The following is a 20,426-nucleotide window of genomic DNA, read 5'->3' on the forward strand; positions in this document are numbered from 1 at the left end:
ATTATGTCTAGCAAAGTGGTATTTTTTATCATTATGATGACGCCATATGCATACTGCCAAAACGCTTTAATCATGCCGACTTGGCATCGAGATCCTTTTCAGACAAAACAGACTGAGTCTTGTCAGCAGCTTAAAAATCACTATTTATCGCAGATTAAGCCTTGGTTTTGGTCTGGTTTTATTCGCGCATCGGCGCCACTTGCGAAGCAGAATAGTCATCGACCTTTTCAGCTCTGGTTAGTGAACGGTGAGCTTTGGCTGGCGATTTCTGCAGAAAAGAGTCAGTTATTTGACTCGTTGTGGACGCTGATTGAGATTCAACGCCATAAGCTGATTTGGCAGCATGTATTACCTGATTATTGTGCCTCTCCGATGATTTATTCGATGCAGTTTGGCGGTGAACAGTGAACGGTATCATTTGCTGTGTTGTTCGATATGCGAGCGTAGGCTATTTAATATTAGCCAGTCATTTTGGTTTTGCTGAGACGACGATATCGTCAAAAGTATCCCTCAATTTTAGACAAGCGCAGATAACCACTGTGTTACAGGCGCTGGCTGAACATCAAAAACTCAATCTGGTGATGATGGATAATACCGATCAGATCATCACCTTAAAATTAAATGATGTTGAGTGGCAAACCGCATTAGATATCGTGTTAAATACTGCCAGGCTCGAAGCAGTCAGACAGGATAATCTGCTCTATATTTCGATAAAACCGAATCAGATCAATGACCTTGAACGCTTGAAAAAAGCGCGCATGATTGCGCTTTATCAAGCGCCATTAGTCTACTTGAAACTGAATATTGATTATGTCGATGCCGAGACGATAGTGAATATGATCAAACAGCAAGATTTACTGTCGGAAAGGGGCACTATTTTTTTTGATAAATCATCATCGAAAATCATCATATATGATATTGCCGATCAATTTTCGGCAATCAAAACCTTAGTCTCTGAATTTGATCAACCACTGCCACAGGTACAAATTCAAGCGCATATTGTTACCATGAATGATGAAAGTTTGAACTCGCTAGGGATAAGCTGGGGATATGATGGACATCGTTCACAAACTGCCCATCAAGTTAATATTGATCTCGCGGTGATGCAGCCGACGGTAAAATTGGGGGTTACACTGGCAAACTTATCGAGTCAATTATTAAATCTAGAACTATCCGCTTTAGAGGCTGAAAATCAGGTAGAGATTATTGCCAGCCCGAGTTTGTTGACAACGAATTTAAGGCCAGCCACTATCCGGCAAGGCGCAGAGATTCCTTATGAGGTCTCATCTGGAAAAAATGGTACCGTTTCGATTGAATTTAAACAAGCCGTATTAGGTTTGACCGTCACGCCAAGGGTGCTGCGTAATGGCTATATTGAATTAGATTTACAGATTAGCCAAAATACGGCCGGACAGGCCATTAAACGCGCCGAGGGCGGGGAGGCTTTAACCATTGATACGCAAGAAATACAGACCCATGTGATTGTTAAACGCGGGCAGACATTAGTGCTCGGCGGTATTTTTCAACAATCGAAAACTCAGCATCAACGGCAGGTGCCTAGTTTATCACAATTACCCGTTGTGGGTCATCTATTTCGTTATCAACAAATGAGAGAGCAGCGTCGTGAATTAGTCATTTTTATCACACCGGAGATTATCGAACGGCCAGGTGAGTGATGACTTTTATGGCGACGATTTTATGGCAATAATTAGTATTTTAATGATTAATCAATGAGATATTGTTTATCTTATGTAGATAAAACTTATCGATGATTTGAGTTATAGGCATCAGTGTTAGAAATTTTTTAATGTTGTTTGAGAGTTTGAGTCAGCTGATGTATCATAATGGCTAAGATCTGCGTTGAGATTATCCATCTCATTTATTTCGGTAATGTTAGCATTATCATGAATTTATAACGAAAATCCCCCTTCATCATTAAACATTAGAGATCACTATGTATCGTATTGTTGCATCAGATTTAGATGGTACTTTGTTGAACCATGAACATCGTTTGTCCGCTTTTACCAAGCAAGTTTTACAAGCGCTTAGAAAACGGCATATTCATTTTATTTTTGCGACCGGTCGGCACCATATTGATGTGGCGCAAATGCGTGAAAATATGGAAATTGATGCTTATACTATTACGTCGAATGGCGCTCGGGTGCACAATAGTCAAGGTGAGTTAATTTTAAGCCGTAGTATTGATGCGTCTCTGGCGCCAGCTATTGCTCAAATGGCTGTTGACGATCCGTTGATCTACACGCATATTTATCGTGGTGATGAATGGCTCATTAATCGTGAAGATAGTTTTTCACTCTCCTATTTTGAAGAGTCTGATTTCTGTTATCAAATTTTTAATCCTTATGATTTTCCAACCAGTGATATTGCTAAAATCTACTTTACGACCGCCGGTGAACAAGATCAATATGCGCATTTGGTGAAGCTCAAAGATAAATTACAGCAACGTTTCGGTAATAATATTAGTGTCGCCTTTTCAACATTGAACTGTCTGGAAGTGATGGGTAAAGGCGTTTCAAAAGGAACAGCGCTTGAGTTTGTCGCAAAACAGCTAGGTTGTGATTTATCTGAGACTATCGCTTTTGGTGATGGCATGAATGATTATGAGATGTTATCGATGGCAGGTAAAGGCTGTATCATGCAAAATGCACCTCAGATGCTTAAAGCGGTATTACCTGATTTAGAGGTGATAGGCCTGAATTCGGAAGATGCGGTGCCCCATTATTTACAAAAACTGTTTTTAAATGAATCCGATGAATGATACCACCCTATTGATAGCTCGTGAACTTGATACCCGCGGTTTACGTTGTCCTGAACCGATCATGCTGATCCGTAAAACGATGCGTGAATTACAAACTGGTGATATTTTGTATGTGATTGCTGATGATCCGGCAACGGTGCGTGATATTCCCGGTTTTTGCCGTTATATGGATCATGTATTGCTTAAATTCGATACTGAAAATAGACCCTTACAATACTGGATTTGCAAGGGCTGATAAGTTGACGGCATGATTTAAATCTGCATTAAGGGTATGCTCACCCTCATGGTGATTATAGCGTCCAATAAATGCTCAGTGGTGTTTTATCCTGATGAAGCACCGCTCTGATTGGCATATCATTAATATCTTTGCCTGCCGATGCCTGACTTAACACCTGCTTTTTATTCTCGCCAACTAAATGGAGATATAATTGACGGCTGGCTAAAATGGTTGGTAGTGTCAAACTAATTCGATCGAGTGGTGCTGTCAGTGGCGTCATCCCGACTAAAGTTCGCCCTGAGTGCATATCGAGTCCATTCGCCAAATTGGCCGCATGTGGGAAGAGTGATGCGGTATGGCCATCATCGCCCATGCCTAGAATTAAGGCATCAAAAGGTAACGGAATCGTCTGTTGGAGGCGCAGTTCTGACTCTTTTTCACCGTCAAAAGGGCTACTCGCCGCGGTTTTTAAGCCAACAAAATGGGCTTTTGACGCATTGTTTTGTAATAAATGGCTTTTCACTAAGCGTGCATTACTGGCTTCATCATGCTCATCTACCCAGCGATCATCAACCAAAGTAATATAGACTTTATCCCAGTCGAGGGTTTGCTGACTGAGTAATTTGAATAATTCGGTGGGTGTTCTTCCCCCCGATACCGCCAGTGAGGCTTTGCCGCGTAACGCGATAGCTTGCGATAGCTGTGTAATAATATCGTGTGCTAAAGCGTGATTAAGCTCTGCTGTCGAATGATATTCATTTAAATGATACATAATAAAATCCTGTTAACTTTTATTCAAATTCGCTCCATGAGCGATCGTCTTTAGTGATTAATGCCACAGAAGAGACTGGGCCCCAAGTACCGGCTTGATAAGGTTTTGGCGGTTCATGCTCATTTTCCCAGGCATTCATAATTGAATCTACCCATTTCCAGGCTGCTTCGACTTCATCTCGATGGACGAACAGTGCCTGTTTACCGCGCATGACTTCGAGCAATAATCTTTCATAGGCATCCGCAATCGGCTGCTCAAAGGCTTCATTGAAACTTAGATCCAGTTTAGTTGTTTGTAAACGGTGATTGTTTTCAAGTCCCGGCACTTTATTGAGAATTTCGATATCCACCCCTTCATCAGGTTGTAGTCGAATCGTCAGTTTATTGGGCGGAAGTTCAGCATATGAGCTCTCAAATAAGTTGAGGGCAGGGCGTTTAAAGTAAACCACTACTTCAGAGGTTTTAACCGGTAGGCGTTTACCCGTACGAAGATAAAAAGGTACACCAGCCCAGCGCCAGTTATCAATATCGGCTCTGATTGCAACAAAGGTTTCGGTGTTACTCTGTTTATTGGCCCCTTCTTCTTGTAAATAACCCGGTACTTTATTGCCTTGGATAAATCCAGCCGTATACTGTCCACGTACCGTGGTCTCTTTGACATTATGCTTATCAATAATACGAAGCGCTTTGAGCACTTTTATTTTTTCATTTCGGATACTTTCATCACCTAGATTTGCCGGCGGCGCCATCGCAATCATAGTGAGGATTTGCAGTAAATGATTTTGCACCATATCGCGCATTTGACCGGCTTGATCAAAATAGCCCCAGCGACCTTCAATACCGACTTGTTCGGCAATGGTGATTTGCACGTGATCGATAGAGTTGCGATCCCAACGGGATGCAAAGAATGAGTTGGCAAAACGTAAGGCTAATAGATTGAGTACTGTTTCTTTGCCTAAATAGTGGTCAATTCGATAAACCTGTGATTCATCAAAATATTCGGCGACGGCATCATTGATTTCTTGTGATGATTGTAGATTCGTACCAAGTGGTTTTTCCATCACAATGCGATTTTTCGATTGGTTAAGCCCAGCTTCTGCCAGACCCTGACAAATCGTGCCAAAAGAACCTGGATGCATAGCGAAGTAGAAAATAGTTGGACAAGTACAATTTAAACGATCAGATAAACGATGGAAACCTGCCATATCATTAACATCTAATTTATGAAAATCGAGACGTTGACTGAATTTTTGCCAAATCTCTTCATCCAACTCATCTTTCATAAAGGTGGTTAGTGCTTCTTTAGCGATCTCTTGATAGTCAGACTGACTCCAGTCAGCACGACCAACACCCAGAATTTTGGTTTCAGGAGGTAGATGTCCATATTTCTCTAATTGATACAGTGAGGGAAGTAATTTGCGGCGAGTTAAATCACCTTTAGCACCAAATATAACCAGCTCACACATTGGTGCAACAGCATTATCTTCTGACATAAAAACATCTCCTAATATACATGAATATCTATTTAATGATAATTATCTTTATTTATCAAAAAAAGATCCAATCATTTATTAATATTAAAATAATAGTTATTCTTGAATGCAGATAAATTCATCTTTTAAGCGTATGGTTTTATCTTCACTGAATTGATTGCTAGCTGTTGAACTCACCCTTGTTGATTAAAGGGATAGCTAAGCATGGTATGAGATTTAAAAGAGAAAAAAAAGGCTACAAAATGTAGCCTTTTATTGCTTTTTCTTAAAAAAGATTAAGCGCGAACGAAATCCATATGAAGCACTTTCGGTTTGAATGGATGACGTTGAACTGCTTGAACTTTTACTTTAGTCGCTTTACCATCAACATTGATAGTTAAAACGTCGCTGTAAAACTCAGCTTTATCTTGGATGTTAAATACAGCATCATGATCGAGTTCAATTGCGATCGGTGCTTCTTCCCCACCATAAATAATGGCTGGGAATTTGTTTGCGTGACGCAGGCGGCGGCTCGCACCCTTACCCTGGTCTTGTCTTACAGTTGCATTCATTGTAAACATAATAAATCTCTTAAATTTGAGTGAGTTTCTATTTAAAATTGTCTATTCATAAAATAGAAAAACCAATTACAGGCGACCCAGCAATTGATACAATTCTTCATAAGCTTAAAAAAAGCCGGCTAATTATAGCGTTTTATTGGCGATGAGGCAACTTTATAAGTGGTTAAGTCATCAAGAGGGCAATTAAAGCCTAAACATAAAGCGCAATGTCACGGCTGATGGTTTTAACCTACCGGTCATCGGCGTGATGAATTTTGATGATTGATAATGATATGCTGTTTGTCGGTGACTATCTGTGGCAGCTGAATATCCCACGGATGATTGGGGACGGATTCAATTTGCTGACAGTCATGTGCTAGTCCTATGGGTAGAAAGGATTGCTTGTGATAATCGGCAAGTAACCGGTCATAGTAGCCGCCTCCCATACCAATCCGATAGCCACGTTTATCAAAAACGACCAGTGGCGTGAAAATAATATCTAACTGCGATGCAGCAACGAGATGTCGAATATCAAGTTGTGGGCGGAGAATGCCAAATGGCCCCGCAATAAGTGGGGTATCCGGTCGATAGGCAATAAATAGCAACTGATGAGGTGTAAAGGGATGAATCAGTGGCAGATAGATTGACTTCTGCTGTTGCCAGAGTGCTGTGATCAGTGGCGCAGTATTGATCTCGCCATCGAAGGATAAAAAGAGTGCAATATGCTTAGCCTGAGTTACACTCGATAGTTTCAGGACATGCTCTTTTAGCGCTTGACCAGCCATTTGTTGTGCTTGTTCGGACAGCGATTTTCTAAATCGACGCATTTGTTGGCGAAGTGTTGTTTGTAATGAAAAGAGATGGTGACTGTTGGATAGATTCAAGTTATACCTGCTACTTTTATCTAACTGATGGGGGAATAGTGGTCTCCAAGATGCCGTTTCGGGGTTGAAACCCTTGAACCCTAGGTTCAAGGTGAATGATACGCTTCAATCTTTAGGTTTCCCTGTCAAGCAGGGCCTACACACCGATTGAGAACCGTAAGATTCTATCTTTTGGAATATCGGCTCAGGGGACTGACCCTTTATCGAACATCTCAGAGATTGATTACATAATACAAAATTATGCCAAGTAAACAATCATCTTTTTACTATTTTTGCGATATGGATCGCCGATTGTTGTTATTTAGAACAGATTCTAGCGTATCTTGTAATGCTTGTAGTCTTTTCGTATATAAATCATTCACTTCGTGTTGACTGGCGCGCGCTTTGGTCAGTTCATAAGCGATATTTAACGCGGCAGTAATAATAATTTGATCGCTATTGAGCACTTGCGATTTATTGCGCAACTCATTAAGCCGTTGTTCCAAATCTTCGGCGGCATGATTGAGTGCCGAAATCTCTTCTTCCGGACAGTTGAATTTCAAATATCTACCAAAAATCTGAATATCGACAACTTTTGATGCCATAATTATACCTTAATAATCATTTTTAAACGTTGTTCTATACTTGTTTGAATTCCTTTGGCATCAAGACCTAAATCGGCAAGAATATCTTGTCGCTCTCCTTGCGCAATGAAACTATCGGGAATACCTAAATTCAGCATATCACATTTCAAACCAAGTTTGTTAATCAGCTCATTGACGCCGCTGCCAGCACCGCCTGCGATCACATTCTCTTCTAGCGTGACAATGCAGGTATGATTTGCGGCAATTTTTTCGATCATAGCTTCATCTAATGGTTTCACAAAGCGCATATCGACAACCGTTGCATTGAGTTTCTCTGCTGCCTGTTGTGCCTGCTCAAGCAATACGCCAAAATTAAGAATGGCAATCTGTTGACCTTGACGTTTTTGAACCGCTTTACCGATCGGTAAAATCGTTAACTCAGTGAGCGGCACATCTTGACCACACCCTCTTGGATAACGAACCGCAGCCGGACCCTGATGATGATAGCCGGTATACAGCATTTGTCGACACTCATTTTCATCACTTGGCGTCATAATCACCATATTCGGTATACAACGTAGAAAAGAGAGATCAAAAGTACCTTGATGAGTCGGACCATCAGCACCGACAATGCCGGCACGGTCGATGGCAAAAAGTACCGATAGATTAGGCAGCGCCACATCGTGGATAACCTGATCATAAGCACGCTGCAAAAAAGTAGAGTAAATCGCCACCACCGGTTTTAATTGACTGATGGCAAACCCGCTTGCCAATGTGACAGCATGCTGTTCGGCAATCGCCACGTCAAAAAATTGTTCAGGAAATTGCTTAGCAAATCGCGTCATGCCCGAACCCTCGCGCATGGCGGGAGTGATAGCCATTAAACGGTTGTCCTGACTTGCTACTTCACATAACCAGTCACCAAAGATATCGGAATAACTTTTTTGGACTGTTTTGGTGGCCGGTAATACGCCACATTGTGGATCGAACTTGGGCACACCATGCCAGCGAATCGGATCGGCCTCAGCCGGTGCGTAACCTTTGCCTTTTTTAGTGATAACATGTAGTAACTGAGGGCCTTTAAACTGACGGGTTTTTCTCAGTGACGAGACTAAATTTTCAATATTATGGCCATCTACCGGGCCAATATAGTTGAAACCGATCTCTTCAAATAGCGTGGCTGGCGTGACTAAGCCTTTAATACGCTCTTCCGTTTTTTTCAATAGCTCTTTAATCGGCGGAAGACCAGACAGGACTTTCTTACTACTTTCACGTAAAGACGTATAAGTTTGACTGGCGAGGATTTCGGCTAAATGCCGATTAAGGCCACCCACATTTTCAGAAATCGACATATCATTATCATTTAAAACCACGACCATATCGGGATGTAAATGACCTGCATGATTCATCGCTTCAAAGGCCATACCGGCAGTAATCGAGCCATCGCCAATCACACTGACGACTTTCCTATCGCTGTGTTTACGCTGTTCGGCGAGAGCGATACCTAAACCCGCACTGATTGAGGTTGATGAATGACCGGTTGAGAGTACATCATACTCACTTTCAGCGCGCCATGGAAAAGGGTGCAAACCATTTTTTTGGCGAATGGTTAACATGGCATCACGGCGACCGGTTAATATTTTATGCGGGTAAGCTTGATGACCGACGTCCCAGATCAGTTGATCGTAAGGTGTATTATATACGTAATGCAGTGCCGTGGTGAGTTCAATGACACCCAAACCAGAGGCTAAATGACCGCTTGAACGGCTCACGCTATTGAGTAAATAACGACGAAGTTCATCACAAAGCTGAGGCAATAACTCTGCAGGCAATAAACGTAAATCAGCCGGAGAGTTAATTCGCATTAATAATGGATAATGACTTGCATCCACCCTGATACCATCCTATTTTTCTCGTTGCACAATAAACTGAGCGAGTGCTTGTAGTGTTTGACTATGATAAGGTAACTGTGTAATCGCATCGATTGCCTGCTGGTGCAGCGATTGGGCGACCTGTTTGGCCTCATCTAAACCCAACAAGGCTGGATAAGTGCTTTTAGCTAATATTTTATCTGAGCCTTGCGGTTTCCCCATTTTACCCTGATCGCCAATGACATTTAAAATGTCATCTTGAACCTGAAAGGCAAGACCGATTGCGGTTGCATATTCATCCAATATATTTTGATAAGCAAGCGCTTTTTCGCCCGCAGCATACATACCTAACCGAATCGCCGAACGGATCAGCAAACCAGTCTTGTAGTGATGAATGGTTTTGAGCTTCGCGAGATCAGCGTGCTGCTGCTCAGCTTCAATGTCCAATACTTGTCCTAGACACATGCCATTTGCACCACTCGCTTTTGAGAGCTCTTGTATCATGGCAAGTTTTGTTTCAGCCGTAAGCGAAGTGGCCGTAGCAAGCACGTCAAATGCAAAACTTTGCAGTGCATCTCCGGCTAGAATCGCATTTGCTTCACCATATTGTATATGACAAGTGGGGCGGCCACGACGCAAATTATCATCATCCATCGCGGGCAGATCATCATGAATCAGTGAGTAGGCATGAATGGCCTCAATTGCAGCCGCAGCAGCATCGAGTTCATTTAAGGGGACACCAAACATTTCACCGGTGGCATAAACCAAAAAGGGTCTAATCCGTTTACCTTCTGCGAGCAGACTATAAGACATCGCTTGGGATAATTGTGAGGGAATCAAACTTTGCAAATAGGTCTGTAAAACCGAGTCAATACGCTGGGTATATTTAGTATGTTCGGTGGTGAAAATTTGAATCGTCATAGTGTATTATTATTCTTCATTATCACTAAATTCAACGAGTTCTGACTCGGCATTCTCATTGAGTAAAATTTGGATGCGTTGCTCCGCTTGTTGTAGCTGATATTGTCCCTGACGTGTTAATTTGACGCCCTCTTCGAACTCTTTTAAAGATTCATCAAGTGACAAACCACCTGATTCTAAGCGGTTAACAATCGACTCTAACGCCTTTAATGTTTCTTCAAAAGAAACTAATTTTGTCGCTTTTTTAGCCATAACTTACTCCATTGATATTCGCAAATAGTATACATGACATTGTCTGGTGAGAATATATTTATATGAAATTGGTCATGATAAGCTAGTGCTCAAGATGATCATGTTCAGCGAGTGGAAGTGATTTTCCTGTGATGAAGTGTAATCCAATTTTCTCATCATAAAATAGGCGGATAATCAGCCGCTAAACGTCATGCTATCATGTAAACAAATAGATAAATACGATAACAATACTATTATTTAGGCGCCAGAATTGTTAAAATTAGCGCTTAATTAAATAAGGTATAAGATTATACAGACATGAAGAAGCATACTGTTGATATTATGATATCAGAACAAGACGTTAAAAATCGTATTGTTGAGTTGGGTAAACAAATAAGTGCAGATTATAAAAATGCACATAATGAGCTGGTTCTCGTTGGGTTATTAAGAGGATCATTTATTTTTATGGCTGATCTGTGCCGGGCGATTTCGGTTGGGCATGAAGTGGATTTTATGACCGCATCAAGTTATGGCAATGCCATGGATAGTAATCGTGATGTGAAAATTCTTAAAGATCTAGATGAAGATATTCGTGATAAAGATGTTTTACTGGTTGAAGATATTATTGATACTGGTAATACCCTAAGTAAAGTTAAAGAGTTACTCTCATTACGGGGTCCTCGTTCACTGAAAATTTGTACCTTACTTGATAAACCTTCTCGTCGCGAAGTACCGGTGAAAGTTGATTATATCGGTTTCTCCATACCTGATGAGTTTGTTGTAGGCTATGGTATTGATTATGCACAGCATTATCGGCATCTCCCTTATATTGGTAAAGTCACGTTATTAGAAGATTAATCTGTTGCTGTGATGCTACTTTTTTTGAAAGACGCCATGTTTGATGGCGTCTGTTGTGGATTAACGGCAATCCTTTTTATTTGAAAAAATAGCGCGCGTTGCATTTTTTTGCGTTTTTGTGCTGCTTGCCTTTATTGTTGGCAACTGGTCACAGGTTAGTTTGTCTAACACACAGTTGGATTATTCGGAGAGAACAGTTTGCGCATTATTTTACTTTTACTCAGTTTGTTATTGTGCGTGTCGTTTGCTCAGGCGCAGACATTACGTTTACAAGTAAAAGGGCTCGATGGTAGTCTTGAACAAAATGTGGATGGTCGTTTATCGACGATTGAAGCCAATGATATCGTTGATACGGCTCAGTTCAGACGATATGTCTCCGATGAAATTCGCAAAGGATTACGTGCTTTAGGTTACTATTTTCCTCAAATATCCTTCTCGCTCAATGAGAGCGCCTTTCGTCCCGCTTTAGTTGCCACTGTCGATGCCGGATTGCCGATACTGATTGAAAGGGTTTCGGTGAATATTACCGGCCAAGGTAGCAAAGATAAAGATTTCGTGGAATTATTAAGAAAGAATACACCGGTTGTGGGCGATATCTTAAACCACGGTGTATACGACGCCTTTAAAAATAGTTTACTCAGTTTGGCCATGCGTAAAGGCTATTTCGATTCAGAGATGACGCGTAATCAACTGCTGGTATCAGAAAAACTGCATGAGGCATTTTGGAATATTGATTTCAACACTGGCGATCGTTATCGCTTAGGTAATGTCACTTTTCGTGAAGGCCCAATTCGCGAGAGTTTTTTACGCAATATCATTCCATTTAAACAGGGCGATTATTATACCTCTGAGCAGCTCAGTCTGTTTAGCCGCCGCCTCTCATCAACGAACTGGTTCAATTCCGTCACGGTGTTACCGAATATCAATCGTGTTGGTGCGGACAAAGAGATCCCAATCTATGTGGTGACAACACCGAAAAAACAGAATCTGATTGATGTCGGTCTTGGCTATTCAACCGATGTGGGTGTGCGAGGTAAGCTGGGTTGGACGAAACCTTGGGTCAATTCGCGCGGACAAAGTTTTCAGAGTAATTTATCGTTATCAAGAGTGGAACAGACGATAACTGGGAGTTATAAGATTCCGTTAGAAAAATCGCCACTCGAAGACTATTATACTGTACAGGGCGGTTTTAAACATCAGGATAATAACGATACTAAAGCCGACTCTTATACTTTTGGTGTCGTACGTTATTGGGATAGTTTTGATGGTTGGCAAAAAGCCATTGGTCTCAACACCAGTTATGATAACTTTACTCAAGCCAATAGTAGCTACAATACCTTTTTAATCTATCCCTCTTTTAATTTATATCGACTACGTCAACGAGGTGGTGTCCTGCCGATGTGGGGAGATTCGCAGCGTTATGCCTTAGAAGTGGCGAACGATAAGTTGGGTTCTGATATCTCTTTTTGGCGGTTTACCACCCAGCAATCTTGGCTCCGTTCTTTATACGATACCCACCGATTTATCGCTAGAGCAAATTTTGGTTATATTAAAGTCAATGAGTTTGATCGTGTGCCGCCCTCTTTTCGCTATTTTGCTGGGGGTGATCGTAGTATTCGCGGTTATAGCTACCAATCTATTTCACCTAAGGACCATGACGGCAAGCTATTAGGAGCCTCACGTTTGTTAGTTGGATCATTAGAGTATCAATATAACTTAACCGGCAATTGGTGGAGTGCGGTATTCGTTGATTCCGGCGAGGCAGTGGATAGTTTTAGAGATAATGATTTCCATACTGGCGCTGGTGTTGGGCTTCGCTGGGTTACGCCAATCGGCCCGGTTAAACTGGATATTGCTGCGCCGGTCGATAATAAAGGCAGTAGTTCTGTGCACTTCTATATTGGTATTGGGGCTGAGTTATGATTAAGCTGAGAAAGCGAAGTATTATTCCATTATCAGTACTGCTGTTTTTGTTGGTTTTTTTTGCGGTATTTATCTATACCAGTTTAGGCTTACGGATGGTCAGTTATGTACTGAATAAATATGTCCCAGAGGTACAAATTGAGCAGGTGGATGGCGCTTTATATGATTTTGAAGTGAAGGGTTTTGCCCTCAAATTAGCGGGTATTGATGTTAAAGTCGATCACGCTGCACTGGCTATTTCGGGATTGTGTCTGCTTGAAGGCAAAATCTGCATTAAAGACTTAGAGGCCAAAAATGTGTTGGTTGATATTGATACCAGCAAATTTACCGCAAGCCCAACAGAGACAGAAGAGACAGATACCGTCTCAGTGATTAAAACACCGATTGCCATCGAGCTGAGAAAATCAAACTTAGATACCGTTAAAGTCAATGTGGATGATATGCATTTTGGGCTTGATCTATTTCAGGGACAGGCATCTTGGGTAAAAAATCAGATCGTGGTTTTTTCCGCTAATATTGATGGCGTGAAAGCGATATTTCCCGATACGGCACCCATATTACCAAAACCGGCGCCTAAGTCAACGGTTTCATTGCAAACCGAATTGCAAAATCTATTTGCTCAACCATTACTCTCCAGTCTGCCGAATGTGAATATTCCCGTCAATGTGATTATCTCTGAATTAAAAGGGGATAATTGGTTGCTGCATATGGGCAACGATTATCGTTTTAATCAAATTGCACTTCAGGGTAATGTGATTGATAGCAAGGTCTCGCTGTCAACATTATCACTCGATTCAATCAATCCATATCAAAACGCGCGAGTCCAAATACAAGGGAATATATTACTGGCTAAAAAATGGCCTTTATCTGCCAAGATTGCCCTGAGCACCCTCTCTGATGATAAATTAGCGACAACAATTAAAAGTCAGATTGACGGTGAATTACTCGGTGTTATCTCTTCTAAAACTGATGTCAGCGGTAAAAATAATTTAAAACTGGATGCCAATATCAACTTTATTAAAGCCTATTTACCGGTAAAGATAAAGTTAACCGGTCAGTCGGTTCAATGGCCATTGACCGGTGATGTGCCGCTGTATCAACTCAATGATTTCAATCTGGATTTAGCAGGTCGTACCCGGCAGTTATCGCTTTCTAGTCAAGGTGCTTTTAAAGGGATTGATTTACCTGATGTGGCGTTTGAGCTTGATGCTCAGGGTAATCAAAATGGCATGGTGCTCAATCATATCCGCTTACAGCTACCACAAGGTAAGATTGAGACTACTGGAAACGTTGATTGGCAGGATAAACTCATCTGGCATCTAAATACTGACTTAGCTGAGATTAATTTACCCAGCGAGATCCCCAATTTTCCGCTTAATTTAAATGGTCAATTGAAGTTACAAGGCTGGCTTGATAAGCAGCAACGCTGGCAGATTGATGCACCTTTGCTCTCATTAAATGGCTCTATGCGCCGGGCACCGTTTTCGCTCTCCGGTGGTATATCAGCCAATTCTGATCTACAAATTAGTGCCCAACAATTTAAGCTGATGTGGGGCAGTAATACGCTGGCTTTAAATGGTGATATGCAAGATGCACATCAGTTGCAACTTGATATCAACATGCCGACTTTAGCCGTGATAACGGATGGATTGACGGGGAAAATAAAAGGGCATTTCGACTTATCCGGTAGTTTATTGCAGCCGAATCTGCAGACAAACGTAGCCGTGGATAATTTTACCTTTAATGGCGTGTCGATAGGGCAAATCTTATTAGAAGGGCGCTCTCACTATAATAAACAAGTTTCCGGTGAATTATCTTTACAGGTTAATAACCTGATTTATGGTGATGGTGTTCATATCAATAATATGGAAACCCGCCTATCGGGCTCAGAGCAAGATCATCAATTGACCGTTAATGTACAAGGTGAGCCGGTTGAAGGTGCCTTAAAACTAACCGGTCATATCAACAGTGCCAGAACAGCCTGGTCTGGTTTATTGGTCAGCGCATCATTAGATACACCGGCAAAAGAGTGGACACTGAATAAATCAGTACCGTTAAGCTATGATTTTAAACAGCCAAAGATAACCGTCGGTGCTAACTGCTGGCTCAATGGCGATTCCAGTATCTGCCTGACAAAAGATATGATTATCACCAATCAGGGACATGCAGATCTCGAACTTAAAGATCTGGATCTGAAGATTTTTGATCTGATTTTAGGGGGCGATACCCAGATTATGGGTAAATTATCCGCTAAAGCGAGTATTGACTGGAATCAAACGGATAGTTTTCCGGTCGTCAAAGCCAATGTGCATAGTAGTGAAGTTTATATTAAGCAAGCCCTTGGTACACAGACGCTGACTATCCCTTTTGATATTTTTGATATTAATCTCAACATGAATAGCCGTTTAGCCAAGCTCGATTGGCGCATCAGTTTAAAAGAGTATGGCGATATCTCCGGACAGGTTGAAGTGATTGAACCTGCTACACAGAAAAAACTGGCCGGTCAGCTGAATATTGATAAATTGTCGCTGTCTATTTTCACCCCAGCCTTACAAGGTGATGATTATGCTGAAGGACTCATCAATGCGCGTCTTAAATTTGGTGGGACCTTAACCAGTCCTGAAATTACTGGAAAACTGGCGCTCAATCAAAGTGATATTAAGGCAAGCCAGTTGCCGGCTGATATTAAATCGATTGCTTTAACCATTAATTTTTTAGGACATTCGTCCAGCCTTGATGGTGTGCTTAAAACCGCACAGGGCAATATTAACCTCAATGGTCAGGCAAGCTGGAAAAATATCGATACCTGGCAAGCGAAACTCGCCGTAAAAGGTGAGGGTATTTTGATTACGATGCCGCCAATGCTGAGTATGACGGTAGTGCCAGATATAAATATTACCGCCAATCAGGATGAGATTAATTTGAATGGGCGAGTTCGGGTGCCTACAGCAAGGATAACCGTGGATTCATTACCGGACTCAATCGTCGATGTCTCTCCTGATGAAGTGCTAGTCAATGAGAATATGGAAGAGATCCAGAAGAAAACGCTGCCTTTCCGCATTAATAGTAACCTGATGGTGATTATTGGTGATGATGTGAAAGTGAATGCTTTTGGCCTTAATGCCGATCTAAAAGGTCAGCTATTTGTTCGCCAGAATAAACAAGGGCTCGGTTTACATGGCCAAATTATCATTCCTAATGGCCGTTTTCATGCCTATGGTCAGGATTTAGTGATTCGTAAAGGGGAGCTGATTTTCTCCGGCCCGGTTGATCTGCCACAGTTAAATATCGAAGCGATTCGTAATCCAGATTCGATTGCCAATAATGTGATTGCCGGTATTCGAGTGACGGGATTGGCTGATAATCCTAAAATCGAGCTATTCTCTGATCCTGCGATGTCTGATCAAGAAATTTTATCTTATATTCTTCGTGGTCAAGGCTTAGAGGGCAGTGACCAGAGTGAAAATGATATGATGACCGCTATCCTGATTGGTTTAGGGACCGCGCAGGGAGGCAAATATGTGGGTAATATTGGTGAAGCTTTTGGGATAAAAGATCTGTCACTCGACACACAAGGTGTCGGTAATAATTCACAAGTGGTCGTTAGTGGTTATATTTTGCCTAATCTACAAGTCAAATATGGGGTCGGGATTTTTGATTCGTTTGTGACACTGACCCTGCGTTATCGTTTATTACCTAAACTCTATTTAGAGGTGGTCTCTGGTTTAGCGCAGTCGGTTGATCTTCTCTATCAGTTTGAATTCTAGCAACAAATATATTTAGGTGATATTCTTGTCACCTAAATAGTTATTTTCACTAATAGTTCTGTTTTTGCATGGTTTTATGACATTTTTATGGTATAACTGTGTAATTTCTAATCAATAATGGCTGGTTTTTGCTTGATAAGATGAGTAAATCTTGTCATCTTTGGCAGATACCGTTATTATCCTTGCCTTAAATTTTCGAATAATAGTCATCAATCACGCTCAGTTTCGCGCTATTATTTAGGATGCGATTAATAAGATATGGTCGTTTGGCGATATTTGTTTGATACAGGCTAAAAGAGTTAATTCAGTCTATTTACTGTTTTGTCTTACCGATAAGTCATCATCATTGATGATAGGCTTAAAGATTATCGGCAAAGATAACATCACCGGTAGGCTCTGAACAGATGTATGCGATTTATCATACATGTGATTAGAGATTTGATTTAAAAAGATGAGGTAATTGATGTCAAGTTGGAAAGAGGGATTGACGATAATCGTTGATATACTGAACACGCATTTAAGTTATGTGCTGATTGCGGTTTTGTTGGTCGCCGGGATCTATTTTACGATTCGGTTAGGTTTTATTCAAATCCGTCATTTTGGTCATATGTTTGGTGTACTGCACAACAGCCGCCAATTAGAAGGTGAAGGGATCTCTTCCTATCAAGCGTTTTGTACCTCAATGGCTGCCCGAGTCGGTACGGGTAATGTTGCTGGTATTGCTATTGCGATTACGCTAGGGGGTCCAGGTGCCATTTTTTGGATGTGGTTGATCGCGATACTGAGTGCTGCCACCTCATTTGCTGAGTCAACCTTAGCTCAGCTATTTAAGCAGAGAGATGATCGTGGCCAGTTCCGCGGCGGCCCGGCCTATTATATGGAAAGAGGACTGAATGCTCGCTGGCTCGGTATTCTCTTTTCGATTTTCTTGATTGTTTGCTATGGTTTCGCTTTCAATGCCGTACAGGCCAATACGATCACAGAATCGATGAGTTCGATATTACATATGCCGGCTTGGGGATCGGGTGTGTTTGTGACTTTTTTCTCTTTCTTGGTTATTTTTGGTGGACTGCGCCGTATTGCCAAGGTTTCTGAGTATGTTGTTCCGCCAATGGCCGGTTTATATATTCTAGCGGCTTTAATCATTGTGGTCGCGAATTATTCACGGATTCCTGATGTTTTTGGTTTAATCTTTCGTAGCGCCTTTGGCCTGCAGGAGTTTGCTGCCGGTGGCTTTGGCGCTGCGGTAATGAACGGGATTAAACGAGGTCTGTTCTCAAATGAGGCCGGCTTAGGTTCCGCGCCGAATATTGCGGCTTCTGCAACACCTTATCCGCCACACCCCGCTTCTCAAGGTTATGTACAAATGGCTGGTGTTGTCATTGATACCGTGGTTATCTGTACGGCCTCAGCAGCAATCGTCTTGTTATCGGGTGTTCCACTTGACTCAACCTCTGGGATCGTCTTGGTTGAGCACGCCCTGAGTACACAATATGGTGACTGGTCAAAATATATCTTATTACTGATTATTCTATTTTTTGCCTTTACCTCGATTATTGCTAACTATACCTATGCCGAGAACTGCTTCTTATTTTTACGAAAAGAGAAAACGGCTAAATTATATGGTTTTAGAGTGATGGTTTGTTTCGTAGTCTTTCTGGGGGCGGTTGCGTCACTGCCACTGGTTTGGGCGATGGCCGATATTGCGATGGCGCTGATGGCCATGACCAATTTAGTCGCCGTCTTATTGCTTTCACGTTTAGTCACCAAACTGGCTAAAGATTATAATCAGCAGCGTGCAGAGAAAAAACTGCCGACATTTGATCTCAATCAGTATCCAGAAGTTAAAGATAAAGTGGCTAAAGGGGTTTGGGAATAGTGAAGATAACCCTGAGTTATCGCTGATTAAAACTAAAAAAGTCTCAATATTGTTGTTATAAAACAGCCGATTAGCGATGATTGGCTGTTTTTTTATCTCTTAATAGACTTGAGTCTTATTACTTTGATATCTATCGCTTAGATTAGTCTACATTAGGTGCATCTGGTCATCGCGATAAAATAGTCCATGATACGATTATCGGGTGTTAATTCTGGATGAAAAGCCGCAACCAATATATTCTGCTGTTTTGCCATCACGATATGATCGTCAATGGTGGCCAGCACCTCAACCCCAGCACCCACCGAGGTGATATAAGGAGCACGAATAAATACTGCCGGTATATGATTACCAATATGCTGAATATCCAGCTCAATTTCAAAACTATCCACTTGCCGGCCGAAACCGTTGCGTTCGACAATCATATCCATTAAGCCTAATGGCTTGATTAAGCTACCGTTTAATGGTGATGGTTTGATTGATTTAGCACATAAAATCAGGCCCGCACAGGTCCCTAAAATAGCTTTGCCCGATTGCGCAAAACGCACAATGGCCTCATGAAAATGATTCTCTTCAATCAGGCGACTGATCGCGGTAGACTCTCCACCAGGGATGATTAAACCATTAAGCGTCTCTAGTTGGTCTGGCTGCTTGATACTGATAGCGTCCACCTGTAACTTTCTGAGCATGGTAAGATGCTCACAGACCGCGCCTTGCAGAGCCAATACACCTATTTTTTTCATTACCAACCGCGCTCCTGCATTCTTTCACTTTGGGTTAATTGGCTGATTTCGATGCCGGTCATTGCACTACCTAGCTGTTTCGATAATTCGGCTAAACGAGCATAATCATCAAAATAGGTGGTCGCTTGGACAATGGCTCGCGCAAATTTTTCCGGATTTTCTGATTTAAAGATCCCCGATCCGACAAATATGCCGTCAGCCCCTAGTTGCATCATTAAGGCTGCATCAGCCGGGGTAGCAATCCCACCCGCCGCAAAGTTAATCACCGGCAGTTTGCGTGACTGTTTAATCTCTTTGAGCAACTCATAAGGCGCGCCAATCTCTTTTGCATAAGCCATCAATTCATCACTATTCATGGCAACCACTTGACCTATTTGCTGATTGATTCTGCGCATATGCCTGACCGCTTCAACAATATTACCGGTACCTGGTTCACCTTTAGTTCTTAACATCGAGGCGCCTTCCCCGATTCGGCGAAGTCCTTCGCCTAAATCTCGACAACCACAGACAAATGGCACGGTATAGTCGCTTTTTAATAAATGATACTGCTCATCAGCCGGCGTTAAAACTTCACTCTCATCGATATAATCAACGCCCATCGCTTCTAAGATGCGGGCTTCGGTAATGTGGCCAATGCGGGCTTTAGCCATGACAGGAATGGAGACGGCCTGCATGACGGCTTCAACAATACTGGGATCGGCCATTCTGGCGACACCGCCAGCCGCGCGAATATCCGAAGGAACGCGTTCCAACGCCATCACGGCAACGGCGCCGGCAGCCTCGGCAATTTTGGCTTGCTCGGCGTTAATGACATCCATGATGACGCCACCTTTTTGCATCTGTGCCATACCGCGTTTTACGATTTCACTGCCGATAACTTTATTCATATGTTTATCCTGAAGAGGTTAGGTTGAAGAGATTGTGACTATTTTGGCGAAGTTTAATGAAGAAAAAAACAGCCAATTGGACTATTTTCAGGTCATCCAATTT

Annotated in this window: 18 protein-coding genes and 1 other RNA gene; 8 read left to right on the plus strand and 11 right to left on the minus strand. The window is 41.9% G+C overall.

The features are described 5' to 3' along the window. The first annotated feature begins 3 nt into the window (after positions 1 to 3). The 4 genes from RHO15_03915 (at position 4) to tusA (ending at position 3,014) form a co-directional block, all read left to right on the plus strand. Positions 4 to 408, plus strand: a complete 405-nt coding sequence (locus RHO15_03915; protein ID WVD64667.1) for a hypothetical protein — start codon at positions 4 to 6, stop codon at positions 406 to 408. After that, entirely contained in the window at positions 405 to 1,676 is a 1,272-nt protein-coding gene (locus RHO15_03920; protein WVD64668.1) for a hypothetical protein, read from the plus strand. Before RHO15_03915 ends, RHO15_03920 begins: the two co-directional genes overlap by 4 nt. A gap of 278 nt (positions 1,677 to 1,954) precedes the next feature. After that, positions 1,955 to 2,779 carry a Cof-type HAD-IIB family hydrolase gene (locus RHO15_03925; protein ID WVD64669.1) on the plus strand — a complete coding sequence of 275 codons (825 nt, stop codon included), beginning with the start codon at positions 1,955 to 1,957 and terminating at the stop codon, positions 2,777 to 2,779. Beyond that, complete coding sequence (tusA, locus tag RHO15_03930) at positions 2,772 to 3,014, plus strand: sulfurtransferase TusA (protein ID WVD64670.1); 243 nt, start codon at positions 2,772 to 2,774, stop codon at positions 3,012 to 3,014. The genes RHO15_03925 and tusA overlap by 8 nt, the downstream gene beginning before the upstream one ends. A 55-nt stretch (positions 3,015 to 3,069) precedes the next feature. On the opposite strand, the gene pgl is transcribed toward tusA, so the two are convergent. From pgl to xseB, 9 genes are all read right to left on the minus strand, one after another. Beyond that, positions 3,070 to 3,768 carry a 6-phosphogluconolactonase gene (gene pgl / locus RHO15_03935; GenBank protein WVD64671.1) on the minus strand — a complete coding sequence of 233 codons (699 nt, stop codon included), beginning with the start codon at positions 3,766 to 3,768 and terminating at the stop codon, positions 3,070 to 3,072. Between the two features lie 19 nt (positions 3,769 to 3,787). Beyond that, positions 3,788 to 5,260 carry a glucose-6-phosphate dehydrogenase gene (gene zwf / locus RHO15_03940; protein ID WVD64672.1) on the minus strand — a complete coding sequence of 491 codons (1,473 nt, stop codon included), beginning with the start codon at positions 5,258 to 5,260 and terminating at the stop codon, positions 3,788 to 3,790. 275 nt (positions 5,261 to 5,535) lie between these two features. Beyond that, complete coding sequence (gene rplY / locus RHO15_03945) at positions 5,536 to 5,820, minus strand: 50S ribosomal protein L25 (GenBank protein WVD64673.1); 285 nt, start codon at positions 5,818 to 5,820, stop codon at positions 5,536 to 5,538. Positions 5,821 to 6,056: 236 nt separating this feature from the next. Then, positions 6,057 to 6,683 (minus strand): 5-formyltetrahydrofolate cyclo-ligase, encoded by a 627-nt coding sequence (locus RHO15_03950; protein ID WVD64674.1) that lies wholly within the window; start codon positions 6,681 to 6,683, stop codon positions 6,057 to 6,059. A 38-nt stretch (positions 6,684 to 6,721) separates the two neighbouring features. Next, positions 6,722 to 6,905: non-coding RNA, 6S RNA (gene ssrS / locus RHO15_03955), on the minus strand. Between the two features lie 44 nt (positions 6,906 to 6,949). Further along, positions 6,950 to 7,267 carry a cell division protein ZapA gene (zapA, locus tag RHO15_03960; protein WVD64675.1) on the minus strand — a complete coding sequence of 106 codons (318 nt, stop codon included), beginning with the start codon at positions 7,265 to 7,267 and terminating at the stop codon, positions 6,950 to 6,952. 2 nt (positions 7,268 to 7,269) lie between these two features. Next, entirely contained in the window at positions 7,270 to 9,138 is a 1,869-nt protein-coding gene (dxs, locus tag RHO15_03965) for a 1-deoxy-D-xylulose-5-phosphate synthase (GenBank protein WVD64676.1), read from the minus strand. 12 nt (positions 9,139 to 9,150) lie between these two features. Continuing rightward, positions 9,151 to 10,038 (minus strand): (2E,6E)-farnesyl diphosphate synthase, encoded by an 888-nt coding sequence (gene ispA, locus RHO15_03970; GenBank protein ID WVD64677.1) that lies wholly within the window; start codon positions 10,036 to 10,038, stop codon positions 9,151 to 9,153. 9 nt (positions 10,039 to 10,047) lie between these two features. Further along, a complete protein-coding gene (xseB, locus tag RHO15_03975) occupies positions 10,048 to 10,290 on the minus strand; it encodes an exodeoxyribonuclease VII small subunit (GenBank protein WVD64678.1) in 243 nt (80 codons plus the stop codon). A gap of 297 nt (positions 10,291 to 10,587) precedes the next feature. Between xseB and hpt the strand changes: the two genes are divergently transcribed. The 4 genes from hpt (at position 10,588) to RHO15_03995 (ending at position 18,696) form a co-directional block, all read left to right on the plus strand. After that, the gene (gene hpt, locus RHO15_03980; protein WVD64679.1) at positions 10,588 to 11,127 is read left to right on the plus strand and encodes a hypoxanthine phosphoribosyltransferase; all 540 of its coding nucleotides are present in this window, start codon (positions 10,588 to 10,590) and stop codon (positions 11,125 to 11,127) included. Between the two features lie 198 nt (positions 11,128 to 11,325). Next, positions 11,326 to 13,050: an autotransporter assembly complex family protein gene (locus RHO15_03985; protein ID WVD64680.1), complete on the plus strand. Its 1,725-nt coding sequence runs from the start codon at positions 11,326 to 11,328 to the stop codon at positions 13,048 to 13,050. After that, complete coding sequence (locus RHO15_03990) at positions 13,047 to 16,817, plus strand: translocation/assembly module TamB domain-containing protein (protein ID WVD64681.1); 3,771 nt, start codon at positions 13,047 to 13,049, stop codon at positions 16,815 to 16,817. The genes RHO15_03985 and RHO15_03990 overlap by 4 nt, the downstream gene beginning before the upstream one ends. Before the next feature lie 463 nt (positions 16,818 to 17,280). Beyond that, positions 17,281 to 18,696, plus strand: coding sequence for an alanine/glycine:cation symporter family protein (locus RHO15_03995; GenBank protein ID WVD64682.1), 1,416 nt, complete (start codon positions 17,281 to 17,283; stop codon positions 18,694 to 18,696). A 152-nt stretch (positions 18,697 to 18,848) separates the two neighbouring features. Here the strand turns inward: RHO15_03995 and pdxT are convergent, their stop codons facing one another. Both pdxT and pdxS read right to left on the minus strand, forming a co-directional pair. After that, complete coding sequence (gene pdxT, locus RHO15_04000; protein WVD64683.1) at positions 18,849 to 19,436, minus strand: pyridoxal 5'-phosphate synthase glutaminase subunit PdxT; 588 nt, start codon at positions 19,434 to 19,436, stop codon at positions 18,849 to 18,851. Then, positions 19,436 to 20,323: a pyridoxal 5'-phosphate synthase lyase subunit PdxS gene (gene pdxS, locus RHO15_04005; protein ID WVD64684.1), complete on the minus strand. Its 888-nt coding sequence runs from the start codon at positions 20,321 to 20,323 to the stop codon at positions 19,436 to 19,438. Before pdxS ends, pdxT begins: the two co-directional genes overlap by 1 nt. Positions 20,324 to 20,426: the final 103 nt, after the last annotated feature.

The organism is Orbaceae bacterium lpD01, from assembly GCA_036251705.1.
Lineage (GTDB): Bacteria > Pseudomonadota > Gammaproteobacteria > Enterobacterales > Orbaceae > Utexia > Utexia brackfieldae.

Coding starts and splice junctions, on each gene's coding strand:
- zapA (WVD64675.1), bottom strand. CDS start 7,267: ATGGCATCAAAAGTTGTCGATATTCAGATTTTTGGTAGATATTTGAAA.
- RHO15_03915 (WVD64667.1), top strand. CDS start 4: ATGTCTAGCAAAGTGGTATTTTTTATCATTATGATGACGCCATATGCA.
- hpt (WVD64679.1), top strand. CDS start 10,588: ATGAAGAAGCATACTGTTGATATTATGATATCAGAACAAGACGTTAAA.
- ispA (WVD64677.1), bottom strand. CDS start 10,038: ATGACGATTCAAATTTTCACCACCGAACATACTAAATATACCCAGCGT.
- pdxS (WVD64684.1), bottom strand. CDS start 20,323: ATGAATAAAGTTATCGGCAGTGAAATCGTAAAACGCGGTATGGCACAG.
- tusA (WVD64670.1), top strand. CDS start 2,772: ATGAATGATACCACCCTATTGATAGCTCGTGAACTTGATACCCGCGGT.
- pdxT (WVD64683.1), bottom strand. CDS start 19,436: ATGAAAAAAATAGGTGTATTGGCTCTGCAAGGCGCGGTCTGTGAGCAT.
- zwf (WVD64672.1), bottom strand. CDS start 5,260: ATGTCAGAAGATAATGCTGTTGCACCAATGTGTGAGCTGGTTATATTT.
- RHO15_03990 (WVD64681.1), top strand. CDS start 13,047: ATGATTAAGCTGAGAAAGCGAAGTATTATTCCATTATCAGTACTGCTG.
- xseB (WVD64678.1), bottom strand. CDS start 10,290: ATGGCTAAAAAAGCGACAAAATTAGTTTCTTTTGAAGAAACATTAAAG.
- RHO15_03995 (WVD64682.1), top strand. CDS start 17,281: ATGTCAAGTTGGAAAGAGGGATTGACGATAATCGTTGATATACTGAAC.
- pgl (WVD64671.1), bottom strand. CDS start 3,768: ATGTATCATTTAAATGAATATCATTCGACAGCAGAGCTTAATCACGCT.
- RHO15_03925 (WVD64669.1), top strand. CDS start 1,955: ATGTATCGTATTGTTGCATCAGATTTAGATGGTACTTTGTTGAACCAT.
- rplY (WVD64673.1), bottom strand. CDS start 5,820: ATGTTTACAATGAATGCAACTGTAAGACAAGACCAGGGTAAGGGTGCG.